The following is a 14,653-nucleotide window of genomic DNA, read 5'->3' as shown; positions in this document are numbered from 1 at the left end:
CATAAGAGCAAGCTCTTAATCCATTCGCTCGACTTGCATGTATTAGGCACGCCGCCAGCGTTCATCCTGAGCCAGGATCAAACTCTCCAATAAAGTTAGTTTGTCTAGCATCTAAAAATAAAAATTGACGTTCACGTTGTTTGTTTCGTTCAGTTTTCAAAGAACTACTTCGCCGCTCAATTGCGACTTCCTTATGTTAACATCTTCGTTTTTCGATGTCAACTAAGTTTTTTAAATTTCTTTTTTGTCGTTTTCTGCGTTTCCGCATCAGCGACGTTTATTAATATATCATGCAGTATATATAGGGTCAATACTTTTTCTAAAAAAAATTTCACATCCCGTTAAAAAGCTAAATTAACTATAGAAAAAATTACTACTCCTCTTTTATAGACATGCTTCTTCCACCTAATCTCTTTCTGTATTGCATCTTAAAAGAAAGCACTACTGTTCTTTAATAAGTGATAAATTTAATCATCGCCTTCACTTTCATAAAATATTCTAAATTGTGTGTTATATTATCCCTATAGGAGTGTGGTGGGAATGGGTATTAAATATTCGAACAAAATTAATAAAATCCGAACCTTTGCATTGAGTTTAGTATTTATCGGCCTCTTCATTGCATACTTAGGTGTCTTTTTTCGCGAAAACATCATTATTATGACAACCTTTATGATGGTTGGTTTTTTAGCTGTCATCGCTAGCACTGTTGTTTACTTTTGGATTGGTATGTTATCTACAAAGACGATACAAATTATTTGTCCAAGCTGCGATAAACCAACAAAAATGCTCGGTCGTGTCGACGCATGTATGCATTGCAACCAACCTTTAACACTCGATCCGAGTTTAGAAGGAAAAGAATTTAATGAGAAGTACAATAAAAAAAGCTATAAAGGATAACACGTACTTTCACTTTAGTATTTTTTCATCCCCATATAATAAAGAAAGAGGGTGACGAAATCGTCACCCTCTTTCTTTATTATATATTACGCCTTATGACACTCTGGACAAACGCCATAAATTTCTAAGCGATGACTATTAATAACGAAGCCTGTCGTTTTCGCAGCTTCCTCTTCAAGCTGTTCCAAACCTCCATAAGGAAAATCAACAATCTTACCACATTTTTCGCAAATCACATGATAATGTTGACTTGTAACATAATCAAATCTACTTGAAGCATCCCCATAAGTTAATTCCTTTACAAGTCCAACTTCTTTAAACACACGTAAGTTATTATAGACAGTTGCAACACTCATATTTGGAAACTTACCTTCTAATGCTTTATAAATGTCATCCGCTGTTGGGTGTGTCATAGATTCCACAAGGTACTCTAAAATAGCATGACGCTGTGGAGTAATGCGTACACCCGTATTTTTCAGCATTTCTAGCGCTTCTTTTAATTCTTCTTTGACCACCGTCATGCACCCCGATTCTATACGGATTATTATTTTATAATTCTTATAAAGAGTGTACTCTTTTTCTTATAAATCGTCAATATTTCTACTATAAGTATGTGGTTTATTTTTGTATATATCCTTATTCTTATATACCTTCCCCCATTTCCTATACATTTACATAGAAAAAAGTGCGACATAATCGCACTTGGAATACTATCATCTGAGGAGGTATGCCCTACACTTTCACTTTATGTATCGCAAGAAAATATGTATAGACGCATGCCTTACATATATATTTTTTCTCCACATTAATATAGATTATTTTATCCCGCTATTTGCGGGCAGTAAGACTCCCACTTCAAAATTCCGCAAATGCGAAGGAGTTAGGCGGGAGATCAACTGCCCGTAAAAGCCCAATTGGTGCGGGCTAATAATCAGTGTAGATAGACACCCCCCACTGATTAAAGTTTCACTTTATATAAGAAAGAACGTCTTCAATATGTCCTTTCACTTTCACTTTACGCCATTCTTTTACAAGTTCACCATCTTTATTGATAAGGAATGTAGAACGCTCGATTCCCATGTACTCTTTTCCAAAGTTCTTTTTCAACTTCCAAACATCGTACAATTCTGCTACTTTATGATCTTCATCTACTAAAAGTACAAATGGAAGCTCATGCTTCTCTATGAATTTCATATGTCTGTTCACCGAATCAGGACTGACACCAAGGATGACCGTGTCCTTCTCTTGGAATAATCCATATGCATCACGAAAATCACATGCTTCAGTTGTACACCCTGGAGTCATATCTTTCGGGTAAAAATATAAAACTACATTTTTACCTCGGAAGTCAGCTAAGCGAATTTGTTCTCCGGTACTTCCCTCTAATGTAAATTCCGGTGCTATTTCTCCTACTGTGATCATTGTTATCACTCCTTTTCTTTTCTATTACTATAACAAATGCTACCTTATTTTTCATTGTCCATTACAGTCCTTACCACAAATGCAAACGGTAATGTATATCCAATTAGCGCTTCTCCAATTGCAATCCATCTTCCGATTCCAATCGGAGCTATATCACCATATCCAACGGACAATAAAGTAACCGCGCTAAAATATAAACATATTTCAACGAGCTGAAAGGAATGAGCACTTAACCTATCCCCATCTTCTTTCAAAACTGCAAAACCCATTTCCTCTAGCACAACATAACTTAATCCAAACGCAATCAGTACCGTTGTATAAATTAAAAACAACGTAGCTAAATTGTACAGCGAAAAGAAACGATTGGAATTTGAATATGAACTCCATAATAATTGGACACTTCTCAAAATAGCGATTGCTGCAATTAATAGAATAAATCCCCATAACATGTCCTCCACCTCATTTTATATGTATGAGGACTATAGCTGATTTATCCCTTAGAAACGAACAAGCTTCTATAATTAATTCCCTGCACCACGATATCGTTTAACCCCTTGATTCCAGAGGTTGATTGCAATAGTAAAACAGATAACACCAACAATTGGCGTTGCGAAAGCATAGCTATTCCACTCTGTTTTTCTTAAAAAGTATGCTGCTGGATATACCCCAACAAATGCAAACGGTAAAACAAACGTTAAAACAAAGCGAATAACACGGTTATAAATATCAACAGGATAGCGTCCATAATTCCCTATGTTATACATAAGCGGCATAATGGAACTTTTCGCATCCGACCAAAAGCCAAGACTTGCAAGCGTAACAAATATCCCACCGTACACAAGTGCCCCTCCCCCTGCCATAAGTAGGAATAAGAAGAAATCATACCAGTAAAAAGATAATTGCAGCTCCATTGCTGCATAACCCATCACAATAATCCCCGTAATAGCTCCAATTAAAGATTCAAGTTCCATTCTTTCTAATATAATTTGAAATAAACTATGAATCGGTCTCGTTAATATACGGTCCATTTCTCCTTTAATAATGTAACGATCATTAAAGTCCCATATATTAAAGAAAGCTGAAAAAATGGCAAACGGTACTAAAAAGAACCCATAGATAAAGATTACTTCTTCTCGGCTCCACCCTTTTAGTGCTTGAGTATGCCCAAACACAACGAGAATGAAGATTAAATTAACAGCTTGTAGTGATAAATCTGAAAGTAATCCGACGATAAAATCGCCACGATACTCCAATTTTGTTTTTATATATTGACTTGCATATTGCAAAAATAATTTTATATATATCATCTCGTCATCCCCCTTGTACGATTAGACGTTTTCTCGCCGTTTTCCACATCAGTACAATTGGAATAATAAGTATAATTGCCCAAATCATTTGAAATAATAAAGCTTCATATAACTTACTTCCTTGTATACCTTCAGAGAAAATCATACTCGGAATATAACTAATTGCTTGAAACGGTAAAAACACCATTGCTTTTTGGGCCCATAACGGATAAAAACTAATCGGTAATAATAAACCAGAAAATAAATCGATAACAACACGTTTCGCATACATAATTCCACTATTATTAAATAAGAAGAATGTAAGCATTCCTGTCATTAAATTTATTTGTGTATTAATGATAAAACTAAATATTAAAGATAAGAAGAAATATAACCACGTTTGAAAATTCGTTGTAATTTGTAATGAAAATAATAACGTAACAATAACCATACCCGGAATTGAAAAGAAAGCAAAACGGAATATCCCTTCTCCAAGCCCTTGCATAACTTTCATACCTAAATAGTTATATGGACGAATTAGTTCTACCGCTACACGTCCTTCTTGAATTTCCATCGCAATTTCTCTATCTATATTATTGAAATAAAAAGCGCGTGCCATCCATGCGATCGCAATATACGTAGTCATTTGCGAAATAGATAAACTTTCAATATTCTCTTTCCCGCTATAAATTGCTTGCCATAAAAAATAATACGCACCAATGTTAATCGTATAAATTAAAATCCCGCTGTAATAATTTGTACGATAAGCAAGCATCATTAAAAAACGAATCCGAATCATTTCAATATACTTACCCATGCATAATACCTTCTTCATAAATGTTACGAATAATTTCCTCTGTAGACACTTCGTTAATTTTCAAATCTTTAATTTGAAAGGCTTGTACTACTTTAGAAATCAACATAGAAATGATAACTTCTTCATTCGGTATTTTTGCAACCCATGCGTTTTCTTCTTTCGCTTTTGACCAAACAACATGACTATCTGGCATAACCATTGATAACTCCTGGTATGAAACTGGGGCAACAAACTGAAAATGTATTTCCTTCTCTACTCCCCACTGCGTACGAAGATTATCTAAAGATCCGTCATACATAATATTTCCTTCATCAAGCATGATGACGCGTTCACATAAAGCTTCAATATCAGTAATATCATGTGTCGTTAATAAAATTGTTGTTTTATAACGTTCATTCATCTCTTTTAAGAATTCTCGTATTTTCAATTTCACAAGAACATCTAGTCCAATTGTTGGTTCATCTAAAAATAATAACGGCGGATTATGAATTAACGCCGCTGCTAATTCACAACGCATTCTTTGACCAAGAGATAATTTCCGTACCGGTTTATCTAATAAAGGACCGATATCTAACGTTTCAATAACATGTTCCATATGTTCCTTATACTGAGCGTCTGATACACCGTACACTTTCTTCAATAAACGAAATGATTCTTGCACTGCGATATCCCACCAAAGCTGCGAACGCTGCCCAAACACAACACCGATTGTTCTTACAAATTCTTCTCTCTGTTTGTGTGGATTCATTCCGTTCACTGTAATTTGTCCTGATGTCGGAGTCAAAATCCCTGTAAGCATTTTAATCGTCGTTGATTTACCAGCACCATTCTCACCAATATAACCAACCATTTCACCTTGCTTTATAGTAAAAGAAACATCATTTACTGCTGGCACTATTTTATAATTACGATTTAATAAATCGCGAAATGCACCCTTTAAGCCCGGACGACTTGAATAAGCTGTAAACTCTTTACGTAACCCTTGTACCTCAATTACCGATTTCATAATCGGACCCCCTTCCTAAATGTCACAACGAATAGTTTACCCAACTGCTCCTTCTATCACAAACAATACGTCTTTTCAAAAAACATGTTAGAATAATACATAGATTTTTGTAAGGAGATGAATTGTAGTGAATTTCACGAAATCAGAAGCATTACATAAAGAAGCGTTAGAACATATCGTTGGTGGTGTTAATAGTCCTTCTCGCTCTTTTAAAGCAGTTGGAGGCGGTTCCCCTGTTGCAATGGAACGCGGGAAAGGTGCTTATTTCTGGGATGTAGATGGAAATAAATATATCGACTATTTAGCAGCGTATGGCCCAATTATTACTGGACATGCTCACCCGCACGTAACAGAAGCAATTAAAACAGCAGCTGAAAACGGCGTACTATACGGTACTCCAACAGCATTAGAAGTAAAATTCGCAAAAATGTTAAAAGAAGCAATGCCCGCTTTAGATAAAGTCCGCTTCGTAAACTCTGGTACAGAATCCGTTATGACAACCATTCGTGTTGCTCGTGCTTACACTGGCCGCACAAAAATTATGAAATTCGCTGGTTGTTACCACGGTCATTCCGATTTAGTACTTGTAGCAGCTGGCTCTGGTCCTTCTACCCTTGGAATTCCTGATTCAGCTGGCGTGCCACAAAGTATCGCCCAAGAAGTTATTACTGTTCCATTTAATAATGTAGAAACTTTAAAAGAAGCGTTAGATAAATGGGGACATGAAGTAGCAGCTATCCTTGTAGAGCCAATCGTTGGAAACTTCGGTATTGTAGAGCCAAAACCTGGCTTCCTTGAAAAAGTTAATGAACTTGTTCACGAAGCTGGTGCACTAGTAATTTATGATGAAGTTATTACTGCTTTCCGCTTTATGTATGGCGGCGCTCAAGACTTACTTGGCGTAACCCCAGATCTAACAGCACTTGGTAAAGTTATCGGCGGTGGCCTTCCAATTGGTGCTTACGGTGGTAAGAAAGAAATTATGGAACAAGTTGCACCGCTCGGCCCTGCATACCAAGCTGGTACAATGGCCGGGAACCCTGCTTCTATGGCATCAGGTATTGCCTGCCTAGAAGTACTTCAACAAGAAGGCGTATACGAGAAATTAGATGCACTTGGCGCAATGCTTGAAAAAGGAATTTTAGAACAAGCTACAAAACATAACATCGATATTACAGTAAACCGTCTAAAGGGTGCATTAACTGTATACTTCACGACAAATACAATTGAAGATTACGATGCAGCCAAAAATACAGATGGTGAAATGTTCGGTAGATTCTTCAAGCTGATGCTTCAAGAAGGTATTAATTTAGCACCTTCTAAATATGAAGCATGGTTCTTAACGACAGAACATACAAAAGAAGATATTGAATATACAATTGAAGCTGTTGGCAGAGCATTTTCTACCCTAGCGAACAATAAATAATCTCTTCATTCAAAAGGAAAAAAGAAAGCCCATCTTTCTTTTTTCCTTTTTTCTATTTCATAAATCCCTCATTAATAGTATAATTATTCATAATTATCTGTTTTATATTCTTTTATATCCTTACTATCCCTGTATACAAGGCAGTTCATGCCTTGAATAGTAAGATTATTCAAAAATCATTTTCCAGAGGGGGGATTGACGGATGCTCAATAAAAAAAATAAATGGACACCGTCTTTATTTCGGAATTATAAAAATGCAGAACATGATGCGTGTGGAATCGTTTCCGTTATGGAAAAACGAAGAATTCCTACAAAAGAAAACATCGATTTTTGTATACAATCACTAGTCAAAATGAATCATAGAGCTGGTTTCATTAATGGCGAAGGAGATGGCATCGGAATTCATATCGACATGCCAAAAGCACTTTGGAATGAAAAACTAAAAAGTAGCGGATATAATCCAACGATTGTGGATCATCCCCACTTTATCGTTGGACATTTTTTTCTAAACAAACAAGAAAACATTGCTGATTTAAAAGATTACATTCGTACGCAACTAAACAATGAAAACTTTACAATTGTTCTCGAAAATGATGATGTAATAAACTCAGATGCACTCGGTCCTCTTGGTAAACAAGAAGAACCTTTATTTTGGCAAATTGCCCTTATCGCCCAAAGTGAAGTTAAAAATATTGAACAAACATTATTTTCTGTAACAATAAAAATCGAAGAAAATGAAGCAATTCATGTTGCCTCATTAAGTCATGAACATGTTGTATATAAAGTTCTGGGCGCTGGTGATACACTCGTTGCTTATTACAATGATTTACAACACCCACTTATCGCTTCAACTATGACACTAGGACATAATCGCTATTCTACTAATACGTTATCTAATTTTTTTCGTGTACAACCATTTAGTATTCTCGGGCATAATGGTGAAATTAACACGATTGCAAAATTACGTGATCAAGCTGACATGATTAATGTACCACTTACTGCCGGGGGCAGTGATTCCCAAGATTTAAACCGCACCTTAGAAACCCTTCTCGTTCAGTATAACTACAGTTTATTTGAAGCAATGGATATATTATTTCCACCAATTATTAATGAAATAAAACTTTACGAAACAAACTTACAAAACTTATACACTTATATACGTGAGGCTTGGGGGCATTTCGCACAAGGTCCAGCTGGCATCATTTCACGTTATAAAGATGAAGCTGTTTTCAGTGTCGATTCCCTTGGATTACGCCCAGTTTGGAAAGTAGAGACAGAGAGCTCCTATATTTTCTCTTCTGAACCTGGAGTTGTATCACCAGCCGAATATGTAGCAGAGCCGAAACCACTCGCTCCTGGAGAAAAAGTTGGATTAAAATGGAATGAACAAGATGAGCTCGTTCTCTATGAATACGACAATTATCAAATTGAAGTATTCAACCGTTTTAATAAACGAATCGATGTTACCAACTATCATGTAAACTTATCTATCCCTGAAACGAAAGAAACTGAGGGATTATGTGATTTGGTTCAAGTTGAAACGAATCAATACGTCGCTTTCGGCTGGGATCGAGAACATATTCAGCTCCTTGAACAGATGGCGACAAAAGGCGTCGAACCAATTCGTTCACTTGGGCATGACTCACCACTTGCCGCACTTGATACAGATAGACGAAATATTGCTGATTTCATTAAGGAAAGTGTAGCCGTTGTTACAAATCCAGCAATCGATCGTGATCGAGAAGTCGAGCACTTCTCCACACGTACTGTACTCGGAGAGCGTCCGGGTTTATTAGATAACTCTAAACAACCATTTGTAATCGAGATGCTCTCACCAATTATTTTAGAAGGAAGTTTAGCTCAATCTATCGCGGCAGACTTACACACGATTACGTACGAACAACTTATACAGCTATTCATCACTCATAGCTCTGTCTCTACAATTTCTGTCACATTTAGTCCATCAGAAACTTTACAAAGCGCATTAAACCGAATTGGTTCCGAAGCGATAGCAGCCGTTAAAGACGGGGCTTCCCTACTAGTATTAGATGACGCTAAATCTCATCAAAATGAACTGTTATGGATTGATCCACATTTAGTTACTGCTAAAGTACATCAAGCATTAACTGAAAATAAATTACGCCGGAAATGCTCTCTCGTTATACGTTCTGGTGCCCTTCGCTCCTTACACGATATCGTCACGCTATACGGATTAGGGGCAGATGGTATTAATCCATATTTATTGTTCGCAACGGTAAATGATGGAACAAAAGCACCAATTACTAATTTGTATACCGCACTTAATAAAGGACTAGAGAAAGTAATTTCGACGATTGGAATTCATGAATTACGCGGTTACGGTCGCCTCTTCTCCTCTATTGGATTACATGAGGAAATCGCAAATATATTACAAATTACAAATTTCTTCGGTTCAAATGATTTAGCTTTTTCACTTGAATCACTTGCTGAAGATGCGAAAATTCGAGCTGATGATTATAACAATCCAAAAGTTAGAATGCGAAAATCATTTCATATATTCCCCCGGATTTGGAAAGCAATTGGTGATGTTGCAAAAGGAAACTCTTATGATGATTACCGCGACAAGTTAAGTGAATTAGAAGAAAATAACCCTATCGCAATCAGGCACCTTATTCAAACAAAACAAACAGAACATGTAATTCCGACTGAAGAAGTGTCCATCGGCATTCACAATCATGATTTACCATTTATTATTAGTTCTATGTCATTCGGTTCTCAAAATGAAATTGCCTTCCGTGCATATGCAGAAGCTGCCAATCAGCTAAATATGATTAGTTTGAACGGTGAAGGCGGCGAAATTAAAGATATGATTGGTAAATACCCACATACACGCGGACAACAAGTTGCATCTGGCCGGTTTGGAGTAAACGCTGAACTACTAAATTCATCAAATTTAATTGAAATTAAAATCGGTCAAGGAGCAAAGCCTGGTGAAGGTGGACATTTGCCTGGTTCAAAAGTGACTGCCAAAATTGCGGAAGCGCGTAATGCTACAATTGGTTCAGATTTAATTTCACCTTCTAACAACCATGATATTTATTCGATTGAAGACTTGGCTCAAATGATTACAGAAATTAAAACGGCTAATCATCTTGCAAAAGTAGCTGTAAAAGTTCCTGTCGTTCCTAACATCGGAACAATTGCTGTCGGTATCGCAAAAGCTGGCGCTGACTTTATTAACATTAGTGGATTTGATGGCGGAACAGGTGCTGCGCGTATTCACGCATTGCAACATGTAGGTCTTCCTGTAGAGATTGGCGTTAAAGCTGCTCACAATGCGTTACTAGAAGCAAATATGAGACATAAAGTAGAAATTTGGGCAGACGGCGGTATTCGAAGTGTCAATGACGCCTTAAAAATCATGCTCCTTGGAGCAAACCGGATCGGATTTGGCACATTATCAATGATTGCAATTGGCTGTACAACTTGCCGTGGTTGTCATCTTGATACGTGCCACGTCGGAATTGCAACACAAATTGAATCTGAAGCTCAAGCGAAAGAACATGGACTGCGCCGTTTCGTTCCACGTGAATTAGAAAGCGCAGTTACAGGGCTATTAAGCCTATTCACTACTTTCGGTACAGAATTGAAACGTTTAACAGGGCAGCTCGGTTACACAAACTTACAAGATATTATCGGACGATCGGATTTATTAGAACAAACTCGAGGCAAGGACTTATTAGACTTACGTAATTTAATACAAACGATAGAAGATTCATCCGTGAAAATAACGGCATCTGTACAAGAAAAACAATTTGAAACAACAAATTCTCTCCAGTCAAAAGAATTAGTAAGCGTCGGCGTAGAGCAACGCGTAATGGGCGGTCTAGAATCCTGTTATCGTATTCGTAGCAAATTATATGAAAACACTCATCTTGAACCACTTACATTAAAGTATACAAACGGATCTGTTCCCGGAAACGGATTAGGCGCGTACAATAGCGAGAACTTATTTATACACGTAAATGGTGGCGCGCAAGATGGAATTGGAAAAACTTCATTTGGCGGTGGCATTTATATAACGAAAGCAAAAGGAAAAGATGGAACATATTATAACGGTTCTGTCGGAAAAGGATTTGGATACGGCGCTCAAAAAGGTGCATTATACGTGCAAGGTAACGCTGATGCTCGTGCTGGCATTCGCCTTTCTGGAGCAGATATGATAATTGGAGGCAGAATTACAAAACCACTTCGCGAAAAAGAACAAGGAAATATCGGAGTATATTCTAATATAAAAGGATTTGCTTTTGAATATATGACAAATGGTCGTGCTCTTGTTTTAGGAGATCCTGGTCCATGGATTTGTGCCGGCATGACTGGTGGTGTTGTTTATTTACGTCATGAGCCAAACTTAGGTTTAACAGAACACGCTTTAAAAAGAAGAATCGCTAAAGGTGCAAATGTAACATTGCAGCCAATTAGTAAACATGGTTTACAAGATGTGAACGAATTATTATTAGACTACATTCGTGTATTAAATGAGCATGAACAATATGAAGAAGTCGCTTTGTTAACACCATTATTAGATGATATCCAGCTTCACTTCTATGAAATTATCCCGAAAAAAGAACAGGCGGATCCATCTATTTCAACTGAATGATATGTACAATATTTATTTTCATAAAAAAATTGACGAAGCGAGCATCGCATAGTAATCTAGAATAACAATTTGAAACCTGCTGAAATTCAGCAGGTTTTTTTATTAAAGAATAGATGTTTAAAGAGAATTTGGAGAAATTATAAATTGATTGTAATTTATTTATTAAACTTTTTAACGTCACTAAAATATCACTTGCTAACATATTGTAATGAATGTATAGTATCATGTTGTACATTCATTATGACAAGAGAAAGGATATCAATAAGGGTATGAAACTTGGTGCTCGCATTTTAAAAACGGGTATTGCCATTACATTAGCTTTATTTGCTTGTATTTTACTTCAATTACCGAGTCCAGTATTTGCGGGAATCTCAGCTATCTTTGCTGTTCAACCGTCTGTATATCGCTCGTATTTAACAGCTCTTGAGCAAATTCAAGCAAACGTAATTGGTGCGGTATTCGCTATCGTATTTGCTACTGCTTTTGGACATAATCCTTTTATTATTGGATTAACGTGTATATTAGTAATTGCTCTTACTTTACAATTACACTTAGAAAAAACAATATCACTCGCTTTAGTAACAGTTATCGCCATTATGGAGTATCAAGGCGAAGATTTCTTTAATTTTGCCTTACTTCGATTCGCAACGATTATGATTGGAATTATTGCGGCTTCGCTTGTAAATTTAGTATTTATGCCGCCAAAATATGAAACAAAACTTTACCATCGCATCGTTGATAATACAGAGGAAATTGTTAAATGGATTCGTATGAACAGTAGGCAAGCTTCTGATTTTACAACGCTAAAAACCGATATTGATCGCATGAAAGAAAAAATGATTAAACTAAATCATTACTATTTGCTGTATAAAGAAGAAAGAAGCTATACGAAAAAAATACAATTCGCAAAAATTCGTAAGCTCGTTTTATTCAGACAAATGTTAGCGACAACAAGCCGTGCTTTAAGCACATTAAAGTCATTACATCGCACTGAAAATGAACTGCGCTATATGCCAGAAGAGTTTCAGGAATCTATTCAAAACGAACTTGATTCATTAACGCATTATCACGAACAAGTGTTATTAAAATTTATTGGTAAAGCAAAGAAACAACAATCCGTTGAGATGCTTGATGAAGTTGAAACAGGTAAACAAGAATTGATTGATATCTTTATGGATTATCAAAATAAGGATGATGAGGAAGCATATAAAATATGGTTACACCTCTTCCCTCTTATTTCTTCAATTATTAACTACAGTGAGGAAGTAGAGCATTTAGATTTACTTGTGGATAGCTTCTACACATACCATAAACCAGAAAGCGAACTCCAAATCGAAGATAAAAAAGAAGACGAATAAAAAACAGCTCCTTTTACGCTAAAGGAGCTGTTTCTGTTATATGCTGAAGTCGATATAGATTGTAATAAAATCCCCTTTTTTTCATTAACTCTTCATGAGAACCCTTTTCTTTTATTTCACCATCTTCAACATAAATAATTGTATCGACATGCGTGATCGTCGCTAATCGGTGTGCAATGATAATTGTTGTCCGATCTGCAGCTAACGTTTGCAGTGCCTCTTGAATATACCGTTCATTTTCTAAATCTAAAGCGGACGTTGCTTCATCTAATATAAGTAAAGACGGATTCTTTAGAAAAACCCGCGCGATTGCTACACGCTGTCTTTGTCCACCAGATAATTTCACACCACGTTCCCCAACGACAGTATCATAGCCGTCTGGCAACTCTGTAATAAAATTATGAATTTGTGCAGCTTTGGCAGCTGAAATCACTTCCGCCTCTGTAGCTTTCGGATTGCCATATAAAATATTAGCCCCGATTGTATCGCTAAATAATAAATTATCTTGTAGCACAATTCCAATATGACTACGTAAATTTCTCATATTATACTTTCTTACATCTATCCCGTCTATATAAACTGCACCTTCAGAAACATCATAAAAACGCGGAATTAAACTAGCAAGAGATGACTTTCCTCCTCCACTTGCCCCTACAAGCGCAACCTTCTCTCCCGAGCGCATAGTTAATGACAGATTATGCAATATTTCTTTTTCATCCGCATTATAACGAAAAGAAACATTATCAAATACAATTTCACCATTTAACTTTTTTGTTTGCACTGCATTTGGCACATTAACAATATCGTATTTTTCATCCAACAATTCAAACACTCGATCCATCGAGGCGAAAGACTGTGTTAATGTTGTAGATGAATTAACAAGGCGACGAAGCGGACTATATAAACTATCCATATATCCAACAAAAGCAACCATAGTACCCAGTGTTAACGATCCTTGAATTACCTCATACGCCGCAAAACCAATAACAAGTAATGGCCCTAAATCCGTTAACGTATTCACTGCCGAAAATGTTCTCGCTGTCCAACTCGTATGAGTTAGTGCTTTCGTTAAAAATTCATTATTTCTCTTTTCAAACTGTCCTCTTTCATACTCTTCTAATGCAAAACTACGTGTCACTTGCATTCCTTGAATACGTTCATGTAAATACCCTTGCATAGTTGCTAACGCTTGTGAGCGCTCTTTCGTCAATTTTCGAAGGCGCCCGAAAAAATATTTCACTGCAACTACATAAATAGGTAAGATTAATAAAGCAACAAAGGTTAATTTTATATTCATAGAAAACATAACGATAATGGCAATAACAATTGTTGCAGTATCTAACCAAACATTCATAAGACCAGTAATTACAAAATCCTTCGTTTGTTCTACATCATGGATTACACGTGAAATAAGCTCCCCTGTTTTTGTGTTCGAATAATAACGTAAGCTCAATTTTTGCAAGTGCCCAAAAATATATTTTCGTAAATCGTATAGTATTGTATTGGCAATGCGCTGCGCAAAATATTGACGATAATATTCTATCGGCGGCCTTACTACTGCAAAAATAAAAAAAGCAATCCCAATTGCGGTTATTAATTGAGACGTTTTTTCTTGAAGCGATCCCGTGCTTTGAATAACATCATCAATAATATACTTTAATAACCATGGCATAATAAGCGGGATACCAAACTTCACAAGACCAATAATAATTGTAATAGCAATAAGCCATCGATATGGTTTAACAAATTGTAAATATCTTTTTATACCTTGCACATAATCCCCCCTCTAATAGGACAAACCT

Annotated in this window: 11 protein-coding genes and 1 rRNA gene; 4 read left to right on the top strand and 8 right to left on the bottom strand. The window is 36.4% G+C overall.

What is annotated here, in order from left to right; genetic code table 11:
- Positions 1–93: ribosomal RNA gene (locus AC1DTM_RS00435) — 16S ribosomal RNA — on the bottom strand; the annotation flags it as partial.
- A gap of 447 nt (positions 94–540) precedes the next feature.
- On the opposite strand from AC1DTM_RS00435, the gene AC1DTM_RS00430 reads away from it, so the two are divergent.
- A complete protein-coding gene (locus AC1DTM_RS00430) occupies positions 541–897 on the top strand; it encodes a YgzB family protein (protein WP_002159371.1) in 357 nt (118 codons plus the stop codon).
- Positions 898–983: 86 nt separating this feature from the next.
- On the opposite strand, the gene perR is transcribed toward AC1DTM_RS00430, so the two are convergent.
- The 6 genes from perR to AC1DTM_RS00400 all read right to left on the bottom strand — a co-directional run bounded on the left by perR (position 984) and on the right by AC1DTM_RS00400 (position 5,428).
- A complete protein-coding gene (gene perR, locus AC1DTM_RS00425; protein WP_000237831.1) occupies positions 984–1,412 on the bottom strand; it encodes a peroxide-responsive transcriptional repressor PerR in 429 nt (142 codons plus the stop codon).
- Between the two features lie 451 nt (positions 1,413–1,863).
- A complete protein-coding gene (gene bcp / locus AC1DTM_RS00420) occupies positions 1,864–2,319 on the bottom strand; it encodes a thioredoxin-dependent thiol peroxidase (protein ID WP_002010353.1) in 456 nt (151 codons plus the stop codon).
- 44 nt (positions 2,320–2,363) lie between these two features.
- The gene (locus tag AC1DTM_RS00415; protein ID WP_002091112.1) at positions 2,364–2,768 is read right to left on the bottom strand and encodes a potassium channel family protein; all 405 of its coding nucleotides are present in this window, start codon (positions 2,766–2,768) and stop codon (positions 2,364–2,366) included.
- Between the two features lie 72 nt (positions 2,769–2,840).
- Positions 2,841–3,626, bottom strand: coding sequence for an ABC transporter permease (locus AC1DTM_RS00410; protein WP_016103474.1), 786 nt, complete (start codon positions 3,624–3,626; stop codon positions 2,841–2,843).
- Positions 3,627–3,630: 4 nt separating this feature from the next.
- Positions 3,631–4,422, bottom strand: coding sequence for an ABC transporter permease (locus AC1DTM_RS00405; protein WP_002113871.1), 792 nt, complete (start codon positions 4,420–4,422; stop codon positions 3,631–3,633).
- Positions 4,415–5,428 carry an ABC transporter ATP-binding protein gene (locus tag AC1DTM_RS00400; protein ID WP_002113870.1) on the bottom strand — a complete coding sequence of 338 codons (1,014 nt, stop codon included), beginning with the start codon at positions 5,426–5,428 and terminating at the stop codon, positions 4,415–4,417. The genes AC1DTM_RS00405 and AC1DTM_RS00400 overlap by 8 nt, the downstream gene beginning before the upstream one ends.
- 127 nt (positions 5,429–5,555) lie before the next feature.
- Here AC1DTM_RS00400 and hemL point away from each other — a divergent pair, with 127 nt between their 5' ends.
- From hemL to AC1DTM_RS00385, 3 genes are all read left to right on the top strand, one after another.
- On the top strand, positions 5,556–6,854 hold the full coding sequence (gene hemL / locus AC1DTM_RS00395; RefSeq protein ID WP_002159373.1) for a glutamate-1-semialdehyde-2,1-aminomutase: 1,299 nt from the start codon (positions 5,556–5,558) through the stop codon (positions 6,852–6,854).
- A 202-nt stretch (positions 6,855–7,056) separates the two neighbouring features.
- A complete protein-coding gene (locus tag AC1DTM_RS00390) occupies positions 7,057–11,493 on the top strand; it encodes a glutamate synthase-related protein (RefSeq protein ID WP_016103473.1) in 4,437 nt (1,478 codons plus the stop codon).
- Between the two features lie 269 nt (positions 11,494–11,762).
- On the top strand, positions 11,763–12,851 hold the full coding sequence (locus AC1DTM_RS00385; protein WP_002159375.1) for an aromatic acid exporter family protein: 1,089 nt from the start codon (positions 11,763–11,765) through the stop codon (positions 12,849–12,851).
- A gap of 13 nt (positions 12,852–12,864) precedes the next feature.
- On the opposite strand, the gene AC1DTM_RS00380 is transcribed toward AC1DTM_RS00385, so the two are convergent.
- Positions 12,865–14,625 carry an ABC transporter ATP-binding protein gene (locus AC1DTM_RS00380; protein WP_016103472.1) on the bottom strand — a complete coding sequence of 587 codons (1,761 nt, stop codon included), beginning with the start codon at positions 14,623–14,625 and terminating at the stop codon, positions 12,865–12,867.
- Between the last annotated feature and the right edge of the window lie 28 nt (positions 14,626–14,653).

This window comes from Bacillus sp. P4_D3 (assembly GCF_056401855.1).
The sequence above is the reverse complement of the archived record's forward strand: the minus strand, read 5'-3'. Positions and strand labels throughout refer to the sequence as shown.

Bases quoted from the DNA above. Each gene is read 5' to 3' on its own strand.
- AC1DTM_RS00430 (WP_002159371.1), top strand. From the start codon at position 541: ATGGGTATTAAATATTCGAACAAAATTAATAAAATCCGAACCTTTGCA.
- bcp (WP_002010353.1), bottom strand. From the start codon at position 2,319: ATGATCACAGTAGGAGAAATAGCACCGGAATTTACATTAGAGGGAAGT.
- AC1DTM_RS00415 (WP_002091112.1), bottom strand. From the start codon at position 2,768: ATGTTATGGGGATTTATTCTATTAATTGCAGCAATCGCTATTTTGAGA.
- AC1DTM_RS00410 (WP_016103474.1), bottom strand. From the start codon at position 3,626: ATGATATATATAAAATTATTTTTGCAATATGCAAGTCAATATATAAAA.
- AC1DTM_RS00405 (WP_002113871.1), bottom strand. From the start codon at position 4,422: ATGGGTAAGTATATTGAAATGATTCGGATTCGTTTTTTAATGATGCTT.
- AC1DTM_RS00400 (WP_002113870.1), bottom strand. From the start codon at position 5,428: ATGAAATCGGTAATTGAGGTACAAGGGTTACGTAAAGAGTTTACAGCT.
- AC1DTM_RS00390 (WP_016103473.1), top strand. From the start codon at position 7,057: ATGCTCAATAAAAAAAATAAATGGACACCGTCTTTATTTCGGAATTAT.
- AC1DTM_RS00385 (WP_002159375.1), top strand. From the start codon at position 11,763: ATGAAACTTGGTGCTCGCATTTTAAAAACGGGTATTGCCATTACATTA.